The 22,947-nt window shown below is 38.5% G+C and carries 24 protein-coding genes; 16 read left to right on the forward strand and 8 right to left on the reverse strand.

The genetic code is table 11. The annotated features are described in order from the left end of the window. Window positions 1–204: 204 nt before the first annotated feature. The 3 genes from ACU696_RS12245 to pabB form a co-directional block, all read right to left on the reverse strand. Window positions 205–1,569 carry an L-serine ammonia-lyase gene (locus ACU696_RS12245; RefSeq protein ID WP_004911271.1) on the reverse strand — a complete coding sequence of 455 codons (1,365 nt, stop codon included), beginning with the start codon at window positions 1,567–1,569 and terminating at the stop codon, window positions 205–207. A gap of 280 nt (window positions 1,570–1,849) precedes the next feature. Next, window positions 1,850–2,410 (reverse strand): CoA pyrophosphatase, encoded by a 561-nt coding sequence (locus tag ACU696_RS12250; RefSeq protein ID WP_109912500.1) that lies wholly within the window; start codon window positions 2,408–2,410, stop codon window positions 1,850–1,852. After that, on the reverse strand, window positions 2,403–3,773 hold the full coding sequence (gene pabB, locus ACU696_RS12255; RefSeq protein ID WP_109912501.1) for an aminodeoxychorismate synthase component 1: 1,371 nt from the start codon (window positions 3,771–3,773) through the stop codon (window positions 2,403–2,405). The genes ACU696_RS12250 and pabB overlap by 8 nt, the downstream gene beginning before the upstream one ends. Before the next feature lie 124 nt (window positions 3,774–3,897). Here pabB and ACU696_RS12260 point away from each other — a divergent pair, with 124 nt between their 5' ends. Both ACU696_RS12260 and yebF read left to right on the forward strand, forming a co-directional pair. Continuing rightward, window positions 3,898–4,077: a YoaH family protein gene (locus ACU696_RS12260; RefSeq protein ID WP_004911263.1), complete on the forward strand. Its 180-nt coding sequence runs from the start codon at window positions 3,898–3,900 to the stop codon at window positions 4,075–4,077. Between the two features lie 180 nt (window positions 4,078–4,257). Next, window positions 4,258–4,623: a protein YebF gene (gene yebF, locus ACU696_RS12265; protein WP_109912502.1), complete on the forward strand. Its 366-nt coding sequence runs from the start codon at window positions 4,258–4,260 to the stop codon at window positions 4,621–4,623. 75 nt (window positions 4,624–4,698) lie between these two features. Here yebF and ACU696_RS12270 read toward each other — a convergent pair whose 3' ends face one another. Then, the gene (locus ACU696_RS12270) at window positions 4,699–4,929 is read right to left on the reverse strand and encodes a DNA polymerase III subunit theta (protein ID WP_004253885.1); all 231 of its coding nucleotides are present in this window, start codon (window positions 4,927–4,929) and stop codon (window positions 4,699–4,701) included. Between the two features lie 290 nt (window positions 4,930–5,219). On the opposite strand from ACU696_RS12270, the gene ftnA reads away from it, so the two are divergent. The 4 genes from ftnA (at window position 5,220) to ACU696_RS12290 (ending at window position 7,658) form a co-directional block, all read left to right on the forward strand. Continuing rightward, complete coding sequence (ftnA, locus tag ACU696_RS12275) at window positions 5,220–5,723, forward strand: non-heme ferritin (protein WP_209101585.1); 504 nt, start codon at window positions 5,220–5,222, stop codon at window positions 5,721–5,723. A 238-nt stretch (window positions 5,724–5,961) separates the two neighbouring features. Further along, a complete protein-coding gene (gene copC / locus ACU696_RS12280; protein WP_164528801.1) occupies window positions 5,962–6,348 on the forward strand; it encodes a copper homeostasis periplasmic binding protein CopC in 387 nt (128 codons plus the stop codon). A 1-nt stretch (window position 6,349) separates the two neighbouring features. Next, the gene (gene copD, locus ACU696_RS12285) at window positions 6,350–7,246 is read left to right on the forward strand and encodes a copper homeostasis membrane protein CopD (RefSeq protein WP_109912504.1); all 897 of its coding nucleotides are present in this window, start codon (window positions 6,350–6,352) and stop codon (window positions 7,244–7,246) included. A 64-nt stretch (window positions 7,247–7,310) separates the two neighbouring features. Continuing rightward, entirely contained in the window at window positions 7,311–7,658 is a 348-nt protein-coding gene (locus tag ACU696_RS12290; protein WP_042851603.1) for a YebY family protein, read from the forward strand. 421 nt (window positions 7,659–8,079) lie between these two features. Here ACU696_RS12290 and ACU696_RS12295 read toward each other — a convergent pair whose 3' ends face one another. The 3 genes from ACU696_RS12295 to yebS form a co-directional block, all read right to left on the reverse strand. Next, on the reverse strand, window positions 8,080–8,313 hold the full coding sequence (locus tag ACU696_RS12295) for a DUF1480 family protein (protein ID WP_004253902.1): 234 nt from the start codon (window positions 8,311–8,313) through the stop codon (window positions 8,080–8,082). Between the two features lie 147 nt (window positions 8,314–8,460). Further along, the gene (locus ACU696_RS12300; RefSeq protein ID WP_209101584.1) at window positions 8,461–10,800 is read right to left on the reverse strand and encodes a PqiB family protein; all 2,340 of its coding nucleotides are present in this window, start codon (window positions 10,798–10,800) and stop codon (window positions 8,461–8,463) included. Then, window positions 10,775–12,001 (reverse strand): membrane integrity lipid transport subunit YebS, encoded by a 1,227-nt coding sequence (gene yebS, locus ACU696_RS12305; RefSeq protein WP_447343117.1) that lies wholly within the window; start codon window positions 11,999–12,001, stop codon window positions 10,775–10,777. Before yebS ends, ACU696_RS12300 begins: the two co-directional genes overlap by 26 nt. 132 nt (window positions 12,002–12,133) lie before the next feature. Between yebS and ACU696_RS12310 the strand changes: the two genes are divergently transcribed. The 7 genes from ACU696_RS12310 (at window position 12,134) to ACU696_RS12340 (ending at window position 19,916) form a co-directional block, all read left to right on the forward strand. Further along, a complete protein-coding gene (locus ACU696_RS12310) occupies window positions 12,134–12,616 on the forward strand; it encodes a GAF domain-containing protein (protein WP_209101582.1) in 483 nt (160 codons plus the stop codon). Between the two features lie 110 nt (window positions 12,617–12,726). Next, the gene (gene proQ / locus ACU696_RS12315; protein ID WP_004911233.1) at window positions 12,727–13,416 is read left to right on the forward strand and encodes an RNA chaperone ProQ; all 690 of its coding nucleotides are present in this window, start codon (window positions 12,727–12,729) and stop codon (window positions 13,414–13,416) included. 19 nt (window positions 13,417–13,435) lie between these two features. Further along, on the forward strand, window positions 13,436–15,478 hold the full coding sequence (prc, locus tag ACU696_RS12320; RefSeq protein ID WP_004911231.1) for a carboxy terminal-processing peptidase: 2,043 nt from the start codon (window positions 13,436–13,438) through the stop codon (window positions 15,476–15,478). A 285-nt stretch (window positions 15,479–15,763) separates the two neighbouring features. After that, window positions 15,764–16,411 (forward strand): cell envelope biogenesis protein TolA, encoded by a 648-nt coding sequence (locus ACU696_RS12325; RefSeq protein WP_209101580.1) that lies wholly within the window; start codon window positions 15,764–15,766, stop codon window positions 16,409–16,411. Window positions 16,412–16,829: 418 nt separating this feature from the next. Then, window positions 16,830–17,711, forward strand: a complete 882-nt coding sequence (htpX, locus tag ACU696_RS12330; RefSeq protein WP_004911228.1) for a protease HtpX — start codon at window positions 16,830–16,832, stop codon at window positions 17,709–17,711. 345 nt (window positions 17,712–18,056) lie between these two features. Beyond that, window positions 18,057–19,439, forward strand: a complete 1,383-nt coding sequence (locus tag ACU696_RS12335) for an alanine/glycine:cation symporter family protein (protein WP_042851602.1) — start codon at window positions 18,057–18,059, stop codon at window positions 19,437–19,439. Between the two features lie 198 nt (window positions 19,440–19,637). Further along, window positions 19,638–19,916 carry a hypothetical protein gene (locus ACU696_RS12340; protein WP_004911225.1) on the forward strand — a complete coding sequence of 93 codons (279 nt, stop codon included), beginning with the start codon at window positions 19,638–19,640 and terminating at the stop codon, window positions 19,914–19,916. Between the two features lie 176 nt (window positions 19,917–20,092). Here the strand turns inward: ACU696_RS12340 and ACU696_RS12345 are convergent, their stop codons facing one another. Beyond that, on the reverse strand, window positions 20,093–20,314 hold the full coding sequence (locus ACU696_RS12345; protein WP_102138673.1) for a DUF2594 family protein: 222 nt from the start codon (window positions 20,312–20,314) through the stop codon (window positions 20,093–20,095). Between the two features lie 369 nt (window positions 20,315–20,683). Here ACU696_RS12345 and ACU696_RS12350 point away from each other — a divergent pair, with 369 nt between their 5' ends. The 3 genes from ACU696_RS12350 (at window position 20,684) to ACU696_RS12360 (ending at window position 22,701) form a co-directional block, all read left to right on the forward strand. Beyond that, window positions 20,684–21,883, forward strand: a complete 1,200-nt coding sequence (locus ACU696_RS12350; protein ID WP_209101579.1) for a sugar transporter — start codon at window positions 20,684–20,686, stop codon at window positions 21,881–21,883. Between the two features lie 138 nt (window positions 21,884–22,021). Continuing rightward, window positions 22,022–22,354, forward strand: coding sequence for an SMR family transporter (locus ACU696_RS12355; RefSeq protein ID WP_004911220.1), 333 nt, complete (start codon window positions 22,022–22,024; stop codon window positions 22,352–22,354). Window positions 22,355–22,401: 47 nt separating this feature from the next. After that, window positions 22,402–22,701, forward strand: coding sequence for a DUF333 domain-containing protein (locus ACU696_RS12360; protein WP_004911219.1), 300 nt, complete (start codon window positions 22,402–22,404; stop codon window positions 22,699–22,701). The last annotated feature ends 246 nt before the right edge of the window (window positions 22,702–22,947 follow it).

The following is a 22,947-nucleotide window of genomic DNA, read 5'->3' on the forward strand; positions in this document are numbered from 1 at the left end:
TTGTTTTGATGTGGTTTGTTGAGTATAAGAAAATTGAGTTAATTCAATGAAAAAACTGTGGGTAATTGATTAGTTGAATTGGACTATATGGGAAGAGAAGCATAGCAAAAATAGAAAAAACTTTTTAATACATGCTAAAAAAGCACCCTCAAAATCCTGTTTAAAGTGATAACAGAATAGAAAAGGGTGCTTAAGGATTAAAAATTAGTCACATTGTACTTTGATGGCTAACCCGCCTCGGGATGTCTCACGATATTTTGCATTCATGTCTTTCCCTGTTTCGTACATAGTTTCAATGACTTTATCAAGTGAAACTCGTGGTTCGCTTGTTCGACGTAGAGCCATACGTGTGGCATTCACTGCTTTAACAGAGGCGATTGCATTTCGTTCAATGCAAGGAACTTGAACTTGGCCAGCGACAGGGTCACAAGTTAAACCTAAATTGTGCTCCATGCCGATTTCAGCAGCAATACACACTTGCTCAGGGCTACCACCGAATAATTCGGCCAGGCCAGCCGCGGCCATCGAACATGCCACACCGACTTCACCTTGGCAGCCAACTTCAGCACCTGAAATGGACGCATTCATTTTGTATAAAATACCAATAGCGCCTGAAGCTAAGAAATAGCGCATATATAACTCAGGCGTTACAGGTTCTATACAATGGTTATAGTAAGCTAATACGGCAGGGACGATACCACATGCACCGTTAGTCGGGGCTGTGACAACGCGACCACCTGCAGCATTTTCCTCATTCACGGCTAAGGCATACATATTGATCAGGTCAACCACATTCATTGGGTCATTAGATAGCTTACTTGTTGAGGTCACCATTCGGTTAAGTGCCGGTGCACGACGAGGTACTCGTAATGGGCCCGGTAAAACACCTTCGGTGTTTAAACCACGCTCGATACAGGCTTGCATGGTATGCCATACATCAGCAAAATAGGCTTCAATTTCTTCTTTGGTATGAAGGTCTAACTCGTTTTTCATCATTAAGCTAGAAATAGAAAGACCGGATTTTTTGCAATTTAATAGTAGCTCTTCCGCGGAATTAAATGGATAAGAGACGGGTTTGCTATCAAGCGTTGATTCGCCAAAATGCTCTGCATCGACAATGAAACCACCACCAATGGAATAATAGGTTTTGGTGTAAATTTCATCATTATCGGCAAAAGCATGAATGGTCATGCCATTTTCATGTAATGGCAGGTTATCTTGACGAAAATTCATGCCACCCTCATTAGGGAAGTCAACGACTTGAAGGCCATTTGCTAATGATAACTTTTCTGTTTCTTCTACATTCTTGATAAAAGTTGGGATGGATTCAATGTCGACAGTGGCAGGCAAATTACCTGCTAGCCCCATAATAATGGCGATATCAGTATGGTGCCCTTTTCCAGTAAGCGATAATGACCCATAAACATCCACTGAAATACGTGTGACGTTAGGTAATAAATTTTTGCTTACTAAATCATCGACAAATTCTTTCCCAGCTTTCATTGGACCAACGGTATGAGAGCTTGAAGGGCCTATGCCCACTTTAAACATGTCGAAAACGCTTATCACGCAGGACTCCTTAAAAAAAAGATGAAAATGTAGTGCATTATTTTAAAAGACGCTACTTTACTGTTATTTAGTAGTGTTAACCAGTAAGTTTAAAGTATTTTTTGAAATAAGGTAGTTGCTGAAGGGTAATTGATTGTAAATAGCACAAAATGTCTGTGATGTGGCTAAAAAAACAACATGTGGTAGAGGTAAATTTTGTCATATATGACGCGATATCTTGTCATCTTAAATAGATTTTACTGCAATAGTGGCATTGTATGGTGAAAAGTTGTGTTAGCCGTTAATCTAACTGCAAGGCAAGTTGGTGAATAATCGAAGCGGTTAATCCCCAAACCAAATGGCCTTTATACCAATAAAAAAAGATGCGGTTATGCTGTCCTGAACGCTTAATATCGACATATTTATGATGTTGCAATGAAAGCGCATCAAACAATGGAACTTCAAAGATGTCAGCGACTTCACTGGGGTTAGCCTGATATTGAATATTATTTGGTACAAGCCCAACAATTGGCGTAACTTCATAACCACCATAACTTTGTAAAGGGCTTAACTGACCCAGTACGGTGACTTTTTCCGGTGGGATGGCGACTTCTTCATAAGCTTCACGTAAAGCGGTATTCACAAGCGTTCCATCCTCTGGGTCACTAGCCCCGCCAGGAAAGGCGACTTGGCCTGCATGGGAGCGTAAAAAAGGAGACCTTTGGGTGAGAAGTAATGTTGGGTTTGGTTTATTGATAATGGGTAAAAGAACAGCCGCCGATTTACCCGCCTTAGCTTCAAATTGGCGGGTAGCCGGTAAAGTAAACTGAAAACGATTGATAAAGTTATTCAGTTCAGTCATCGTTATTGAGTGCTCCTAATAAAGGTAAGATCAGGCTTAATTTATCAAAGGTTTCTTGATACTCTTTGTCTGCTTGGCTATCGGCAACAATACCACCGCCAGCCCAACAATAAACCTGTTTTTTATATGTCAGTAAAGTACGAATAGTAATATTGCTATCCATATTGCCATTGAAACTAATATAGCCTATTGCTCCACAATAGCCATGTCGGCGATGGGGTTCTAATTCTTCAATTATCTCCATTGCACGGACTTTCGGTGCGCCGGTTATTGACCCACCAGGAAAACACGCTCGTAATAAATCAGTTGCACGGTATTGGCTATCTAACTTTGCCGTGACGGTACTAACCAGATGATGTACTGCCGGGAAAGCTTCAACAGCAAATAATTCAGGAACACTGACCGTACCCGGTTTGGCGACGCGGCCAATATCATTACGCAGCAAGTCGACAATCATTAAGTTCTCTGCGCGATCTTTTACTGAATTAGACAATTTTGCTACTTGAGCAAGGTCATCTTGTTCATTGTCTAAGCGCGGAAGCGTTCCTTTGATTGGGCGGGTTTGAATATCTCCATCTTGCAAAAAGATAAAGCGTTCAGGTGAAATACTGATAACCGCATTTTCGGGAAGACGTATAAAAGAAGAGAAGGGAGCACCATTGCGATCAAGTAGTGCTAAAAATGCATTCCATTCATCCCCTTTATACTTGGCTTTAAATCTTTGCGCTAAATTGATTTGATAGCAATCACCATTACGTAAATATTCATGGATGCGCGCAATATTATGATGATATGCCTCTTCTGACATATTGGATTGCCATGCAGAGGTTAATTGAAATTTATTTTTACGTGGCCTTTTTTGGTTGTTTAGCCAAGCTAACCGGGCATCAGCATCATCATAACTAATTAATGTAGTGGTTTTATCATGATGATCAACAATGAGAGCCCATAAGTAGATGCCAACTGCCATGTCTGGAAATTGTAGTTCTGCGGTCGAAATTTCAGGTAATTTTTCAATGCGGCGCCCTAAATCGTAACTCCAAAGGCCGAGAGCCCCCCCGTTGAAGGGACACTCGGTCTCTTCCTGGCGTTTTGGTTGGTATTTATCCAGCAATCCTTGAAGGAGTTTAAAAGGGTCTGACTCAGAAACGAGAGAGGCGTGATTTTGTTCTGTAATAGTTGTTTTAAGCTGATAAGTCGTCAGTGTGGCAATCGGGTCAGCAACGATAATATCAAAGCGATTATGTAAGTGTTTTGCATTACCTGAATGTAATAACATCGCCCATGGCAGGTGTGCCAATGGGGTAAAATAATCAATGGCTGCATTTGGGCTATAAGGTAGTTGGATTTTTTTGATAACCATAATGATGAGTTTAAATTTCCGCAAGTGAATCAATACAGGTTAACATATATTCTTATCTTAATAGTCGAAGAAATGTTAAAATCTTAATCATTGATTTTAGTCTTTTATTCATGAGGTTTAAACCATGTTTTCTGGTATGCCAGCACTTAATCACGAAGAACAGCAAGAAGCTGTTGAAAAAATTCATCAATTGATGGCGGAAGGTATGAGTAGTGGTGAGGCGATTGCAATAGTCGCTCATGAAATTAGAGAAAAGCACCAAGGTAAAGAACAGATCCACGTTCGTTTCGATGATGAAAATTAATAATCTATAAACATACTATTAACATTCATGCATAAATCTGATAGATTAATATTAGTTAAGTCATTCTATTTATCAATGAAGACTAGATAATAACCAGAAGATAACTGGTATCTGGTAGGCTGAAATAAGCCGCTAAACTAATCAAAAATCTTTACCTAGTAATAGGTATCGGAGGATGGTATGGAAGCGAATCGAAAAATTGCTGTAATTTTAGGTGCTTGTGCTCTGGTTTTTAGTTCTTTTGCGTTAAGCGCAAATAATGAAGAAGGTAAAGCTGCGCCTTTCGTCAGTTGTGGTACGCTAACTGAGCCACAAATTGCAGCACAGGTGAAAAGTGACTTTATGCATAATCGTTTGCCTCGTTGGACAGATGAAAAAGCGGCTTTAGGCAAAAAAGCGGTTGCTTGGGTCAATGATAGTGAAGTCACTAAAACTGAAACAGGTTACACCGTGCCGTTGGTTGTTCGAGGTGCAAAATCCGATTTGCATTATTCAGTTGCGGTAGACTGCCAAAATAATACCGTGACATATAATACAACTAAATAAATTTTTATTGAATATCAAGGGATAACCATTAAGGTTATCCCTTTTTTGTGTCATTTTTTCTGTGTATCCGTGAGCCTAGCGATTACGTGGTTCATAAGGCATACGAGCAAAATTTTGTGACAGCTGACGGTAGTATACTAATCGCTCTCTGAAGTATTCCCTTAAGTGTTCAGGTTGTTCTCGCTCAACAGCTTCAGCAATGATGGCAATGTTATAGCGTTCTTTAAATGCAACACCAGAAGCCAAAAGGTCGACATTGACCTTATCCATTTCATCTTTAGGCAATAAAGCAAGGTTGTGACTCATATTTGATCTCTACAGTTAAATTCATACCTTATTATTGTAACTGGATAATGAGAAAAAATCTCATTACATTAATTGTAATAATAAAAATAAGAGTTAAATTTATCTATTTATATATTTAGCTATTAATAGAAAAACAGGGAAAGATAATGAGATTGATTATTATTGTTTTTAACAAAAGTTATTAATTATCAGTAAATTGGATTTTTTTGTTTTAAGATTGTTTTAGGGTTTTAATTATTGTAATACTGTGCATAATATACGCATGAATGATTAACCGATAAGGCTTAAATATGTTAACTACAGATATGGTCAAAAAATTAAACGAGCAATTAAATCTTGAGTTTTATTCTGCAAATCTCTATTTGCAAATGAGTGCTTGGTGTAGTGATAAAGGCTATGAAGGCGCTGCAGCGTTCTTAAAAGCACACTCACAAGAAGAAATGGAACATATGCAGCGTTTATTTGATTATCTTAGTGACACTGGGGCGTTGCCACTGTTAGGGCAAATTGCTGCGCCGCCCGTTGATTTCAAATCAATTAGTGATGTATTCACCCAAACTTATGAACATGAGCAATTAATTACTCGTGAAATTAATAAATTGGCTCATTTAGCAATGACAACACAAGATTATTCTACATTTAATTTCTTACAATGGTATGTTGCAGAGCAACATGAAGAAGAGAAATTATTTAAATCAGTACTGGATAAACTGGATATGGTGGGTGAGTCTGGTAAAGCACTATTCTTGTTAGATAAAGATTTGAAAAACCTGTCTGTGGCAACGCATGTCTAATCTACACACCAGTAAGTAGATAGAAATCTAGTTTTTCTCTCTACTTGATGCATAAAGACCTCTCTAGGCTTATGGGCATGAATTCTGTAATTCAATGTTCATAAGTCTTTTTCTTTTCATTTTGTGTGAAAACTCACAGGATAGGCCGATAAAACCCATTTTTAAGCGGTAAAATGGTTTGTTTTCCGTATAATGATTGGTAATTATTCTAAATTCACCTGCAAATTAAGAGGTTACTATGCCAATTAACCCTATTAAATCTTCATGGCGCAAACTTAGCGCTGTCGCCGTTCTATTTTTAGGCATGTCTTTCCAACAAGCATTTGCCCATGCACAATTAAAAGACCAGCTTCCTGCTGAAGGTACGGCAGTGGAGCAAGCGCCAGAGTCAATCTCATTAAGCTTTTCTGAAGGTATCGAAGTTAATTTCACTAAGGTCAGTATTATCGGGCCTGAAAATAAAATAGTAAAAACCGGTAAAGCAACGTTAGACCCGAGTAACGACACTAAAGTGGTCGTTCCTGTGGAAGACAAGCTCATTGCTGGGAAATATGATGTTAATTGGAGCGTCGTTTCTGTCGACGGACACAAAACAAAAGGAACGTATAGCTTTACAGTGAAATAATATGTCACTAGAAGCTTTTTATACCCTTATTCGCTTTATTCATTTTATCGCTGCAATATTGATGTGTGGAATGTCAATATTTGCAGTGGTACTTAGTCGCGGCTCATTTAATTATTTATTAAGCCGCTATTTGAATAAAGGCATTTTCTTTTGTGCCATTGTTACTGTCTTAACAGCCTTCAGCTGGATGATTGCGCAAGCGGGTCTGATGGGTGATGGTTGGGAAGATAGTATTGATTGGCAGATATGGCAAGGGGTTTTAGGGACGTCATTCGGCCAAGTATGGCGTTGGGAACTTTTGTCATCTGTATTATTGCTATTGGTCTTATTTATAAAATCAATTCAATTACGATTGAAACTAATATTAGTTTTTTCAGTGATCCTGCTTGGTTTGCATGCCTTTATTGGGCACGCGGCCATGCATGATGGCCTACTCGGAACATTCCATCGTATTAATCAATTTATTCATCTCATTAGCTCTGCATATTGGTTTGGCGGTTTGTGGCCATTTTTAATTTGCATCCAATTTTTGCGCAATAAAAAAGAAATGGCAGAAGGGATGGACAAACAAATTGTGAATACCATGATGCGTTTTTCGCGCTTCGGCCATATCGCTGTTGTACTGGTGGTCATTACAGGGATCATTAGTGCAATAACACTTTTACCTGGCTGGCCATTAAATTATTCAGGGTCAGAATACCAATCACTACTTTGGTTTAAGATCATTTTAGTGGGAGGAATGCTTTTATTAGCGATTATCAATCGTTATTACATCGTACCTATTATTAAGCAAAAAGGGCGAGTCAATTACCTAATCATTAACAGTTGGGTTGAGTTACTGTTAGGTACGATGGCGATTCTTTCTGTGGCAATTTTTGCAAGCTACCAACCAATCTAGCTAAACTTTTATATTTAATTGATAATATGTAAAGATATCTTCAATGTTTAATAAGGTCACTACCATGAAATTTAAACTCATTATTTGCTCACTGTTATTGGGTGGAACCGTGAGCACTGCTTTTTCTGCACCGTTAACATCCGTGAGTAAAAAACAATTTGGTGATGATTGGCCATTTACTCGAGAGGAAGTCATGTTAGAGTGCCGTCATAATGGGGCTTTGGTCGTCATTAACCCTGCCACGCTAATGCAATACCCATTAAACGACATAGCGACTGAATTGATGATCAAAAAAGAAATTAAAGCACAGCCTATTGATGTGCTGCTTAAGCCTACCGATAGCACCAAAACAGTTGAGGAAAGAATATTACCTATAAAAGAAGCTGCTGCAAAATTGTGTGCGAGCAATTAAGCTTATCTCTCAGTTAAAATTATCAACCTAGAAGGGATGTGGAAAACAAAAATTATTGTTATTATTCAATGCATTAATTAATTGAAAGGTTTGAGTGATTGTATGTATAGGTATAACCTATTAAACAAATAGTTCAATTTTAGAAAATTAAGAAATAAATTGTGTTAATAATATGTAAAATTTTTGATAATAAACATGGTAAGAACGTGCATTGAAAGCTAGTATTAGAGTGTACTTTGTAACGTCTCAATGGCAATTTTAGCGCACGGCTCTGCCAGAGCCATTTCCCAAGGCCCGGTAATCGGAATCTACCAGGCCTCTTTTTTTGCCTATTATTTTGTCAGTTCTCATTTCATATCAGCTTATCGGTTCCTACCTATTTATATGCTTAGTAAATAACCTAAGAGTACTAACAAAACTATTAAGCAAGTTTCATCACCCAATGGTGATTTTCTTTGTCATAACGATCACGGTAGAGTAGAACCGGTTTTTCATCTAAAGTGGCAGGAATACTTGTATGCTCGTCCCAGCCATCAAGTTGCATGCAAAAGTCTGTATCAGAATCACATGGAATACTTACTGTATCACTTTTATGGGAAGCCATAACCGCATCATTAATTTCATAGGAAGATATTTTCAATTTTACAATACACATAACAGCACCTCATTCATCGATTTTAACCATATATAATCAGCTCAACGAATTTAAGCATAGTATAAATGGAATTAATTTCCAAAATAATTTTTAAGGTGCTTGTGAGGAAAGGGTGCTATATATGGTTAATATGCACCCTAATAGTGATTATTTTTTCGGGATAGATGTTCCCCAGTCCACGTAATCTTTAGGGGGCTCTAATTTTAGGATGAAATGCTGTTCAGGCCTAGCTTGTGGGGCTAGAGGCACTGACGGCGGTGTAGCAAGGGAAATACCGCCACGTACAAATTGCTTGAAAGTCCCGCTTTTGGCAACGCCACCGGTTAAACCAAATGAAAAGTTAAAACCGGAAGACTGCCAAAACTCGGTATTATTGCGAATAAGATATTGGTATTCCTTGCCAATACGTGTCGCAACATATACGCGATCGGAAAGCTCTCCCAAATAGAGACCTGTAACAACACCGACTTCTAGGCCCCTAAACAAAATAGGTGTACCAATTTGGATTGCGCCTACATCAATAGCATCAAGGTAAATAGTTAAGCCGTCTAGATAACGCGAGTCTGTAATATTGGCAGTTTGTAATTCAAATTGATAACGGCTTTTACTGTTACGTCCCGGTTCAGCACTGATATAAGGCTGCAATATGCTATCTAAATTATTTAAACCCGCAGGGGATAATTCAGGTGTTACCACAGCGAAGCGACTTCCTAACCGGGTAAAGGTACTGACATATTCGGGGTATAGAATTGCTTTTGCTTGTACTTCACGTTTGTCAGATGACAATTTTAATGATTCAATTTGACCAATATTAATACCTAAATAACGGATTGGCATGCCTTCGGAAAGCTTTGATGCATCAAACGTGGTTAGCGTAATAATGCTTCCTATTGCCTTCGCAGAGGTTTCATTTGGGTAAAGTGTGTGTTGTCGAGCAGTATTGGCGACGCCACTATCTAGGTTATCAAAGCTAATTGCACCGCTAATCGCTCGGCTCAGAGGCGCAGCTTGAACGGTTAAACCATTGCTATTAAGCTGAACTTTTGCGCCGCCTTCAGCCCAAAATACACTATTTTCTGTGAGTAAATGAAGATATTCATTTGAAATATTTACATTGATAGCAAACCCAGCTTTAGTTGGTTTAATGTCAATGATTTTGCCGACTGCAAATTGGCGATAAAGAACAATAGAACCGGCCTGAATGTCTGGTAGTGTCGTGGTATTTAGGGTGATAGTTGTAGGCGGTAAAGCGCCTAAAATACCCGCTTTTGCATTATCATCACTACGATATAAAGGAAAGGTTTCGGGAAGTTTATCTTGGCTTTGTCCAGCTATCAGGTGAATCCCGCCATCTAACCATTCTTGGGGGGTAGCGCCTTGGAATTGTAATCCATTAAGGCCTAATTGGATATCCACTCGGCTATTTGCAACAAATTTACTGTCTTCACGGACAAGGTGCTGGAACTCATCATAGATTAAGATACTAAAATTCACTTTTTCAGTTGCCAGGTGACGCTGTAACACCTCACCAACTTGAATGCCTTTATAAACAATGGGCTGGCCTTTATCGACACCATAAGTGTCATGTGCCCAAAGTGTTAGCATGAGGGGGTCTTTACCGTCTTGTTCTGCAGTTTTGGCTATTTTTTTACTATCTTGCAGAACAAATTGTTGTCCTTCTTCTGCTTGAGGACTGCTTTGTGGTGAGTCAAAAGCAATGGCGCCATTTATCACAGCAGAAAGGCTTTCCATTTTTACACTGGCTCCAGATTTAAGGTCGAAGCTACCTTGTAACCCAGATACATTCCAAAACTGACTCTCTTTACGTACTAAGTGAGAATACGGTTTTTTGATAACAGCAGAAATGGAAACACCTTGGTTATCTGGCAAAATGGTATAGTCTGAAATATAACCAACAGGTACTTTCCGGTAATAAATCGGAGAGTTTTCGTTTAATGAACCTAAATCTGGCGCAGTAAGGTGAATAAGTAATTCACCTTTATCTATGTTTAGCTGCGGTGGCGTATCCTGTGCAACAAAAGAGAATTGCTCTGTTCCCGTGCTTGGTAACATACCAATATAGTTCCCACCAACTAACGCATCAAGGCCAGAAACGCCTGCTAATGATGCCTTGGGGGTCACTAACCAAAATTTAGTTCCTGAATTCAAGGCTGGACGCATGTCTTTATTCACACTAGCAGTAACAATAATGGTTTTCATATTTTTACTGATAGCAACAGATTGCACCAAACCAACTTCAACACCTTGGTAGCGGATAGGTGTTCGGTTGGCAACTACTCCGGGTGCAGATGTGAACTCAATAGTAATATCCGTTCCTCGTTCAACCCAATGCTGAAACAAAAGCCAACCGGCAATGAAAATAGCGACTAAAGGCAAAAACCAGAAAGGCGAAATATGTTTGCGTTTACGTAATAGAGCTTCTGATATTTCTTCAGAGGGTTCACTTTGCGGGTTTTGATTTTCCATAAGAATCCCAAATTAAACGGCTATCTAACCACTCAACAGCCAAAATTGTTAAAATAACGGCTGTACCAAAATACAGTGCGGCAGGCCCCATAGTAAAAGACATCAATTGATCGCGATTAACGAGTGTCATCATCAAAGCAATGACAAATAAATCTAGCATGGACCAACGACCAATCCATGAAACAAACCTAAGTAATTTCATACGTAAAATAGGGTCAGTATTGCTTTTGAAGTGGATGGAAAACAGTAGCAATATCATAATAATAATCTTAATAAAGGGAACCAATATACTGGCGATGAATACAATAATTGCAATTGGCCAATTACCTGAATCAATTAAAGAAACGACTCCAGAATAAATAGTGTCCTCTAAACGTTGCCCATTGAGATAAAAAATAGAGATTGGCATTAAATTAGCAGGAAATAATAGCACCATGGCAGCAATTAGTGCGGCCCATGTTTTTTGTAAACTATGCGGTTCACGATAGTGAAGAGGGCGATGACAGCGTTGGCATTTTTCATTGCTAGTTGTAGGGCCGCAATAATGACATGCAGTACAGACCAGTAAGTTATCTTGTACTTTTTTATTATTAATGGGATAAAATTTGTTCCATAGCTCATCTAAGTTTATGTGGATGAGGATTAATATACTGAGAATAGACATGGTAATAAAAGCGATTAAACCATGTCCAATGAAAACACTCGCATAATCTTGCATTTTAATCGCAGCAATGCCTAGCGCGATAAGGTAAACATCTAACATAACCCATTCTTTAATGTGACTTAATACTAAAAGAATAGGCCGGAGATTCAAATTGATATACTGACCAATAGATAACAATAAAATCATAATGGGTAATATTAATGGGGCTGCAATAGCACAAAAAGCCACTATACTGGCCGTAAATGGGTCCCCTTGTTGATTAATTAAGCGAATACCTTCAATGACATTTGCATTGATTTGGCTTCCTAATAAGTGAATAGAAATGAGTGGTTGCCAAAATGCAATAGGGGCAAGCATCAATAAAGTGATAGCCAGTATTGATAAACGGTTGAGTGACCAAGAACGCCCATCATTAAGTTGACTAAAACAGCGAGGGCAAACAACAACTTGCCGTATGTTGAATCGAGGAGTTAGTAACTTCTGATCGCAATGATTACAACGTTGAAAAAGCAAATCAGTGTGATTAATGTGGTTCATATTGACTCATTTTAGTTGGTTACCTCGATGTAATCTAGTGTAAAAAAATTTACCTCAAAGTGACAAATTGGTAACCTTAGGGCTACGCTTACAAATATTTGATTAATTACTTGATTATTACAAGAAATAATTATGGATAAAAAGAAGTATTATCACGAACTTTCAGACAATCTCTCTGCGCTACTTGCAGGGGAATATGATTTAATTGCAACCTTAGCAAATACCAGTGCATTATTATATGACTGTTTAGAAGGGGTTAACTGGGCTGGTTTTTATCTCAGTAATGGGCAAGAATTAGTACTGGGTCCTTTCCAAGGTAAAGTTGCGTGTGTTCGGATCCCTTTTGGTAAAGGCGTGTGTGGAACAGCGTTTAGCAATAACCAAGTTCAGCGTATCGAAAATGTTCATGCATTCCCAGGTCATATTGCCTGTGATGCAGCAAGTAACGCTGAAATTGTCTTTCCTTTGGTAGTTAATGGGCAAATTATCGGGGTTTTAGATATAGATAGCCCAAATATTAGCCAATTCGACCATGAAGACGAAAAAGGGCTACAGCACCTTGTAAACCAGTTGTGTCAACACCTGGCAATGTGTTCTATGCCTAAATATCACTAAATAATGGTCAGTTAAATTAATAGTAACGTGGCAATTGTCAGCAACACGATTATAATGTCGGCTTGTTCATGCCCGTGAGGTTGGCAAAATCGTTGTTATCAGGAAATTTCATGGAAAATCAACCTAAGTTGAATAGTAGTAAAGAAGTTATCGCATTTCTAGCAGAGCGTTTTCCTCGCTGTTTTATCGCTGAAGGCGAAGCACGTCCGTTAAAAGTCGGAATTTTTCAAGATATCGTAGGGTGCTTAAAAGAAGAAGATGGTATTAGCAAAACGCAATTGCGTTCTGCATTACGCATGTACACTTCTAGCTGGCGTTATCTCTACGGTGTTAAAGAGGGAGCTAAACGAGTTGACCTAAACGGTGAAGATTGTGGTGAATTAGATGCAGAACATATTGCACATGCGCGCCAACAATTAGCCGAGGCGAAAGCTCGCGTTCAAGCACAGCGTGCTGAACAAAAAGCGCAAAAACGTCCAGTTGCACAAAAAACGGGTGATAAAACACCACGTACACAAGACGCAACTAAACAAAAAGCGCCTCGCCGCCGTCCAACAGACAATAAAGAACGCTCGCAAAATACATCAGCTAAAGCCCCTCGCCGTAATACACCTGCACCAGAGCAAAATCTGAAATCAGTGACTGACATCAACACACTCCAAATTGGTCAAACTTTGAAAGTCAAAGTCGGTACCAGTGTGATGGACGCCTCTGTTTTAGAAATTGCGAAAGATGGTGTTAGGGTTCAATTGCCAACAGGGCTGGCAATGATTGTACGCGCGGAACATTTAAAGTTCTGATACGGAGGTCAATCAGGTCATGAACAAACTTCTTAAAATTGCACTGGTGGTCAGCCTAGCGACTTTTGGCAGTGCAATAGCTAATACTCAAGCAGTGACTCCGGTCACTGCGGCTCAGTTACCAGTCTTAAAGCAGAGTGCACAGCACGGTACGGTGAGTGAGAGAGTGACATCTCGGTTCACTCGTTCACATTACCGCCAATTTGATTTAGACAGTGCGTTTTCTGAGAAAATATTTGATCGTTATCTTAATATGTTAGATTTCGGCCATAATGTTTTACTTCAATCCGATATTGACCAATATGCCAAAGATAAGGGCAAAGCAGGTCAGTGGCTTGAGGATGGCAAATTAGATACGTTCTATGACCTGTATAATCTGTCTCAGGAAAGACGTTTCGAGCGTTTTAAATATGCGTTGGCTCGTTTAGAGCAACCTATCGATTTAAATGCGACAGACTCCATTGAAGTTGACCGTTCTAAAGCACCGTGGCCTAAAGATAAGCAAGAACTTGATCGTCTATGGGACCAAAAAGTCCGTTATGACTGGTTGAATTTAAAACTATCAGGCAAAGATGATAAAGAAATCAAAGAAAAATTGACGAAACGTTATAATTTTGCGTTGCGACGTTTAACGCAAGCGCAAAGTGAAGATGTTTTTCAATTGATAGTTAACTCTTTTGCTCGTGAAATCGATCCACACACAAGTTATCTATCGCCTCGTAATACTGAACAATTCAATTCAGAAATGAGTTTATCATTAGAAGGAATTGGTGCGGTCTTACAGCAAGATGATGAAAATACGGTTATCAACTCATTGGTTGCTGGGGGCCCAGCAGCTAAAAGCAAAGAGCTAAAAGTCGGCGATAAAATTATCGGTGTAGGCCAAACGGGTAAACCTATTGTTGATGTGGTTGGCTGGCGGCTTGATGATGTGGTTGCTTTAATTAAAGGCCCGAAAGGAAGTAAAGTTCGGTTGGAAGTCGTTTCTGATACTAAAGGGGCGAAACCTCATATAGTCACCATAGTTCGGGAGCAGATCCGGCTAGAAGACCGAGCTGTCAAGCTGACAATAAAACAGCAAGGTAAAGATAAAATTGCTGTTTTGGATATTCCAGGTTTTTATGTTGGTTTAACGAATGATGTTAAAACTCAATTGCAAAACATGGCAAAAGATAATGTTTCCGCATTGATTATTGATTTACGTGGTAATGGTGGCGGAGCATTAACTGAAGCAGTCTCTTTATCTGGTTTGTTCATTCCACAAGGGCCGATTGTCCAAGTTCGTGATAACAATGGCCAAGTTCGCCAAGATATCGATGACGACGACGTTATTTACTATAAAGGTCCTCTCGTTGTTTTAGTTGACCGTTTTAGTGCATCTGCATCTGAGATTTTTGCTGCGGCAATGCAAGATTATGGTAGGGCGATGATTGTTGGTGAGCCGACATTTGGTAAGGGAACAGTTCAGCAACACCGTAGTTTGAGTCGTGTTTACGACCAAATGCTGAAGCCAGAATGGCCTTCCTTAGGTTCTGTTCAGTATACTATTCAGAAGTTTTATCGGGTTAATGGTGGTAGTACACAGCGTGAAGGGGTCACCCCTGATGTAGTCATGCCAACAGGCCAAGATCCCGCAGAAACGGGTGAAAGTTTCGAGGACAACGCATTGCCATGGGATAGCATTCCACCGGCAAAATACACGCCTGTTGGTGATGTTTCTTCTGATTTATCGTTAATAAAAACGCAGCATTTGGCGCGTATTAGCAAAGACCCTGAATTCAATTATATTGATGAAGACATTGCACGCTATAAAGTAAACAAAGAAAGTAAGAATCTTATTTCACTCAACTATGCTGAACGTCAAAAAGAAGATTCTGAAATTGAAGCGACAAAACTGAAACGTATAAACGAACGTAATACTCGGGAAGGCAAGCCGCTATTGAAATCAATTGATGATCTGCCAAAAGATTATGAAGGACCAGACCCATACCTTGATGAAACGGTGAAAATGGCGATCGACTTAGCGAATCAGCACACTAAGCTATTATCAAATAATAAATAATATCCCTCTTATTATTTGTCGGGTTAAGCCAGTATTAAGCTGGCTTAATTTTTGTGTCTTTTCAATACAATCTAAATACATACAGCAAAACAGAAACTGAACAATAACGTATTGTTAATTTGAATTTTTTTAGCAAGTATCCCCTAGATAGATGCAGTTTTATGCTGTGTTTACTTTATTTTTTAAAATGACTGACTGAAATTAATAATTAACTATAGGTTTCTTTACCTTTACTTAATTTATCCTAAACTTTTGGTATAGATTCCTTAGCAACGAGGCAATACCATGCGTAAATTATTTGTAGGATTAATAGCAGTGAGTGTAATGATGGTTGCATCTATTAACACAGCGAATGCAAGAAACTACCCTTGTTCTGGAAGTAAAGGGGGAATTGATCGCTGTGAAGGTGGTAAATTTATTTGTAATGATGGTTCTACGAGTCGCTCAGAGCAAGTGTGTACTATTGAACTAAAAAATGATATCAACAGCAAAGCGAAAGCCGCTGGTGCTGTGATTGGTGCAGGTGTTGCCAAGCAACCAAGTAAACCGTCTGTATCTGATTCAATAAAAAGTACGAGTGATAAAGCCGGCAAAACAGCTTCTGATAAAGCCAACAAGGCCAGTGACAAAGCATCTGGTACTGCTAAAACAGTAAAAGAAAAGGCCTCTAAAACAGCGGATAAAGAAGTTAAAGAGGTGAAAGAAAAAGCGCCTAAAGCCAAAGATAAAGAGTCAGCTAAAGCAGTAAAAGAAAAAGCGTCTAAAGCCGCAGATAAAGAGTCGGCCAAAGCAGTAAAAGAAAAAGCGCCTAAAGTCGCAGATAAAGAGTCGGCCAAAGCAGTAAAAGAAAAAGCGTCTAAAGCCAAAGATAAAGAATCGGCTAAAACAGCAAAAGATAAAGTAACAAAATCGACTAAAGAAAAAACTAATTAGCCTTAGAACAAAACAACAGATCGAGATAGAACAAAATAGTGCCACTTAATGTGGCATTATTTTTTAATAGAATGAAAGTAAAAATGAATATTCATTCATTTGGTGAACAAAATGAGTGATAAGATAGATAAATACACTAAATTGCTTTTGGTGATTGACCAAACAGCTTTATCGTTTCAATTAAAATTAACTTTAAATTTAAATGGTTATTAAATGAACCTTTAAAAACAAATGGTTAAATTTTTATCGTAAGAAGTTATAATTTATTTAGATTATGATAATGAGTTTTTAGCATAGCTATGTAAAGTTATGTTATTTTTTAGGGTTTTCGCGTTAATGCACTTGAAAAAGTGTGAAAAAACCTTATTTATAAAGTAAATTCTACGTATATTTGTTTTTACCAAGGAATACATAAAAAATGATGAGAATTGCTTTATTCTTACTCACGAACTTAGCGGTTATGTTTGTGTTTGGGATAATCCTAAGCTTAACTGGGATCCGTGGTAGTAGTGTTCAAGGTCTGATGATCATGGCTGGTCTATTTGGCTTTGGTGGTGCTTTCATATCACTATTAATGTCTAAATGGATGGCGCTGAAATCAGTCGGTGGCGAAGTTATCGAAACTCCACGTAACCAAACGGAACAATGGTTAGTCTCAACCGTTGAGCGCCAAGCACAACAAGTTGGCATTCAAATGCCACAAGTGGCTATCTATCATGCGCCAGATATCAACGCGTTCGCAACAGGTGCCCGTCGAGATGCTTCACTTGTCGCGGTGAGTACTGGGTTATTAGAAAATATGAGCCGTGATGAAGCGGAAGCGGTTATTGCTCATGAAATTAGCCATATTGCCAATGGCGACATGGTGACGATGACTTTATTACAAGGTGTCGTGAATACGTTCGTTATCTTTATTTCGCGTATAATTGCACAGGTTGCGGCAGGTTTTATGTCCAACAGTGATAACGAAAGTGAGAGTAGCAATGGTAACCCAATGGTTTATTTCGCGGTTTCTATGGTGCTTGAAATCGTATTCGGTATTTTGGCGAGCATCATCACTATGTGGTTCTCTCGTTATCGTGAGTTCCATGCGGATGCTGGTTCGGCGAAATTAGTTGGTCGTGAAAAGATGATAGCTGCTTTGCAACGGTTAAAAACGAGCTATGAGCCACAAGAAGAAGGCCGTTTGATGGCGTTTTGTATTAATGGTCGTGGTAAAGCATTTAGTGAGTTATTTTTATCACACCCGCCATTAGACAAACGTATTGAAGCATTGCGCTCAGGTGAATATTTAAAGTAGCCGAGATAATGAGTCTAAGTTAGCTTTATACAGACAATAATTTTAGCATCTGCCCAGTAATAGTTTAATTACTGGGCATTTTTATTGATACAATATGTAAAATATATTCCCTCAAAATACTCATTCGTATCTAACAAACTCAATCTTAATTTCGATTCGCAATTAATTGTATTAATAACTGTAATCGATAAACCACAAGTGAGCTTACTCACAATCTTCTACTTTAAATGATGAATTATTGAAATTTAATTCGCTTTTATGCCACTTTTAATCTTTATTAAATTGATAAGAAATTGTTATTAATTTGATTGCTTTGTTAATTAATACGAGTTAATTGGGGGTAGGATGGATTTGATAACTACGTGGTTAAGTGAACTAAATGGGGTGGTATGGGGAGTACCAATGCTTGTTGGGATCTTAGGCGTTGGTATATATATGCAAATCCGGCTCGCATTTTTACCGATAAGAAAAATTGGAACAGGTTTTAAGTTATTATTTCAAAAGAACGAATCACGCGGTGAGGGGCAAATATCACCTTTTAATGCATTAATGACAGCGTTATCAGCAACTATCGGTACGGGGAATATTGCCGGGGTTGCGACGGCAGTTGTCATGGGCGGGCCTGGCGCATTATTTTGGATGTGGATGACGGCATTGGTAGGAATGGCAACAAAATACTCTGAGGCTGTGTTAGCTGTTCGTTTTCGTGAAGTGGATAAATATGGCCAGTATATTGGTGGGCCAATGTACTACATTAAAAATGGCTTAGGCCCTAAATGGATTTGGTTGGGAACATTGTTTGCCTTTTTTGGTGCATGTGCCAGTTTTGGTATCGGAAATACAGTACAAGCGAACTCAGTGGCAGATGTACTAGAAAGTAACTTTGGTGTGCATAAATGGTTGACCGCCGGGGTTTTAGTTTTATTAGTTGGTGCAGTGTTGATTGGTGGGCTGCAACGTATCTCTGATGTTGCAGGAAAACTTGTCCCATTTATGACCGTTGCCTATTTTGGTGCGGGTGTCATTGTACTTGGCATTTATTTTACTGAGATCCCTGCGGCACTTTCACTGGTTGTTACTTCGGCCTTTAACCCAGTTGCTGCCCAAGGTGGGTTTGCGGGGGCGGCAGTATGGGCTGCAATCCGTTTTGGGGTTGCACGAGGCGTATTTTCCAATGAAGCTGGTTTGGGTAGTGCACCTATCGCCCATGCCGCTGCAAAAACACAAAACCCTATTCGCCAAGGACTTATTGCGATGTTAGGGACATTTATTGATACTATCATTGTGTGTTCTGTCACGGGGTTAACTATCATTATAACTGGTGGGTGGTTGACTAGTGAAACAGGAGCGACATTAACCGCATCATCATTCCAAACGGCAATACCAGGTGGAAATTATATTGTTGCTATCGCATTAGCCATATTTGCATTTACCACTATTCTGGGTTGGAGTTTTTATGGCGAAAAATGTGTGCAATATTTATTTGGGTTGCGTGCGATAAAGCCATATAGAGTGTTATGGTTGATTGCTTTACCTATCGGTGCAACACAATCACTTGATTTTGTTTGGTTATTGGCAGATACATTAAATGCCATGATGGCGATCCCTAATTTGATTGCCTTGTTGCTGTTAAGCCCCGTTGTTTATCGGTTAACACGTGACCATATAAAAGATGTGAATGCAGACAGCATTGATATGGCAAAACAGTTCTACGACAACAAATCATAAACCAGCGATAATAAGCTTCATTTTAATAGTGAAGCTTATTATTTCGTCAATATCTCCCGTTATTCATCAATCTTCTCTATGGATAGTATGTAAATCATATATTTTTATAGGTAAAATCACGGAATTGCGTTAAATGCGCTATGCTTATAATAGATCGTGTAAACCATACGTATTTTATAAATTAAACAAGGGGATAGAATGGATATTCTTGAGAAAACGTTATTATTTGGTAATGATTTTTTGACAACGACAAACCCCGCTAGGTTAGTTCCGTTTAAATTTGAGATCTATCGTTCTGAGCAAGGTTTTTACCATCGGGTGTATAAGCAAGTTGGTATGTCAGGGGCTAACTTTGGACAAACGTTTCAAGTGTGGGCTTTTGAAGAGCAAAAAAGTTGGGATAAGCAAACCGACGATACAACAGTTGATGAATACATTCAGCATTGCCAAGATATTTATAAACGCAATAATACATAAGCTGTAGAAAAAAAAGCCCCCTTCATAGGGTTCTGAAGGGGGAGCTAAATGAATAAAGAATGGTTTAATTCATGAATAAAGATAGATGATTTTCACGATTAAAACTTAGTTATTTGTGCAGTTTAAACCACTTAACAGTAGGTATATCCTTAAAATAGCATTTATCGCTAAATAATCTATTGGCGATACCCTGTTTTTATCTGTTCTAACGTATTTTTGTAGGTTTCTGCTTGCTTTTCGTCTTCCATTTGTGCAATTTCGCGCTGCATCTTAATTAAGATTTTACCTGCATCCGCTTGGCCGATAGCTTTTAGCATATGTGTTAGTAAATTTTTAAGACAAGTCACTTCATCCGCTAAAGTATTAACGTTAGGTTCAGTTGGAAAATGGTTTTTCATTAAAGCGGTCCTTTGAGCATAAAAAATAATAGTGAGATTGTAGCATAGAAAGTAATGCGATGTGTTTTCAGATAACTGAATGTAATAAATATTCAGGTAAGTGGCTTAAATTTAAACAAATAGTTAAATGGTATAGTTGGGGAAATAAAAATAAGTAGGCATGATATTTTTCTTGCCAATAGATCAAGGGAACCTTTATGAGTAATGAAAAATCGTGATACAATTCACAAAAAAGTGTTGTTAGCAATATAGATTGCTCAGTAACGACTCAATCCTGTACTAAATACCAATATCCTTTCGCAGCATTTTTTACATACGGTTAAGCCGTTGGCATCTATTATTTGTGGGAAAGTGAAGGCTAAGAGAAATATGACGCAAGTTTCTAGAAAAACAGCTTGGATCCGTGTAATAGCATTAGCAGTTGCTGCATTTGTTTTTAACACAACAGAGTTTGTGCCTGTTGCATTACTCAGTGATATTGCAAAAAGCTTTGACATGACGGTCGCACATACTGGATTAATGATAACAATCTACGCGTGGGTTGTGGCTTTGATGTCGTTACCTTTGATGCTATTAACCAGTAAAATAGAGCGTCGCAAATTATTAGCTTTCTTATTTGTTATCTTTATTGTTAGTCACATCATTTCAGGGTTTGCGTGGAGTTTTGATATTTTAATAGCAGGGCGTATTGGTGTCGCTTTATCTCACGCAGTCTTTTGGTCAATTACGGCATCTTTAGCTATTCGGGTTGCTCCTGCGGGTAAAAAAGCTCAAGCACTTGGGTTATTAGCGACGGGAACGGCATTGGCAACAGTATTAGGTCTTCCTCTTGGCCGTGTAGTTGGGCAATTCTTAGGTTGGCGAGCGACATTTTTATGTATTGGTGTTATAGCATTGTTCACTATGGTTGTGTTGATTCGCTTTTTACCACGCTTACCAAGTGAACATTCAGGCTCGTTAAAAAGTGTGCCGATGCTATTCCACCGGCCAGCACTCGTTGGAATGTTTGCGTTAACCGTTTTGGCAGTTACTGCGCATTTTACGGCTTACAGTTATATTGAACCTTTTGTTCGCGAAGTTGCCTTACAAAGCCAAAACTTTGCCACTTTACTACTACTGATTTTTGGTGGAGCGGGTATTGTTGGAAGTGTAATATTTAGTCGCTACAGCAGCAAATTTTCATTATCATTTTTACCTGCAGCAATCGCATTTATGACGATTTGCTTATTATTATTGATGCCATTAGGTAGAGATGTTTGGTCGTTGATTATGTTATCAGTGTTCTGGGGAATGGCCATGATGTGTATTGGTTTAGGAATGCAAGTTAAGGTCATTGATTTATCTCCAGATGCCACCGACTTGGCTATGTCAATTTTCTCTGGAATTTTTAACATTGGCATTGGTGCTGGCGCACTGTTAGGCAATCAAGTTATTGTTCATATGGGAATGACCCAGATTGGTTATATTGGCGGTGCGATTGGTGTCATAGCATTCATTTTGTGTGTCTATTTATTCAAGCGCTATAGTGAGTCTCTTAACGATAGAGTAGACGTTGCCGCAAATCACTAACTCGCATTCTCATCATGAAGTCGAGATGAAAGCTCTGTGTTATTTTAATGATAAACAGAGCTTTTTATCGTTATCTGAGTAAATAATCAAAAAAGTGATAAGTTTTATCATAACTAATTCTAATAACAAGGAAATATAATGAAGGGGCTGGGTTTTTTATTAATGTCTATTATTGCCGAAGTCATTGCAACGACAACACTGAAGGCGTCTGATGGTTTTAGTCGTTTTTGGCCATCGTTGATTGTTATTATCGGTTATGCAGTCTCTTTTTGGGGGCTTTCGCAGGTAGTAAAAATCATGCCATTGGGTATTGCTTATGCAATTTGGTCAGGTTTAGGGATTGTATTGGTTTCTGTCGCTGCAATTTTTATTTACAACCAAAAACTCGATTTACCTGCAATTATTGGTATGCTATTAATTATTATTGGTGTCTTAGTCATCAATCTATATTCAAAAAGCGGCGGGCACTAAGCGGTTATTGCAGAATGTTCAGGCAGCATCTTTGGAGAAGCAGGAAAATGAGGCATAGGGTTAATCAATTTTTTAAACCAGTACTAACAATGTTACTCACTGGGGCTATATCTGTCATGCTATCTGCGTGTGGTAGCTCAAACATAGATAACTCTGTGGAACATTCTGCGAGTCAATATGCCCAACAAGTGGTCAATTTAGGCCCTGGGGCACAAGAGGCCTGTGTTTCAGCGGGTGGGTTACCAGCGCTCACATTAGAATTAAATGGGTCACAAACAGCTGTATGCCAATTTGCGAATGGTAAACGTTGTGCTGTTGACATTATACAATCGGGTGCTTGTATATAACTCTTCTTTTTATGAAGTTAATTAACCTTTTATTAATCATTAATATGAGGTTAATTAACTATATGTATTCATTTAAATTAGTTTTGTTTTAATATTTATCTTTTCATTTATTGAGTTGTATTTTCATTTCTTATTCTTAAGTCGTCTAATTACGAGCATCTATTTAAGTGCTTATTTTAATTATTGATATTTAACGATGATATTACTAATATTAAATAACAAAGAATATTTTAGATAATTATAAAA

It is taken from the genome of Providencia sp. PROV_01 (genome assembly GCF_053098325.1).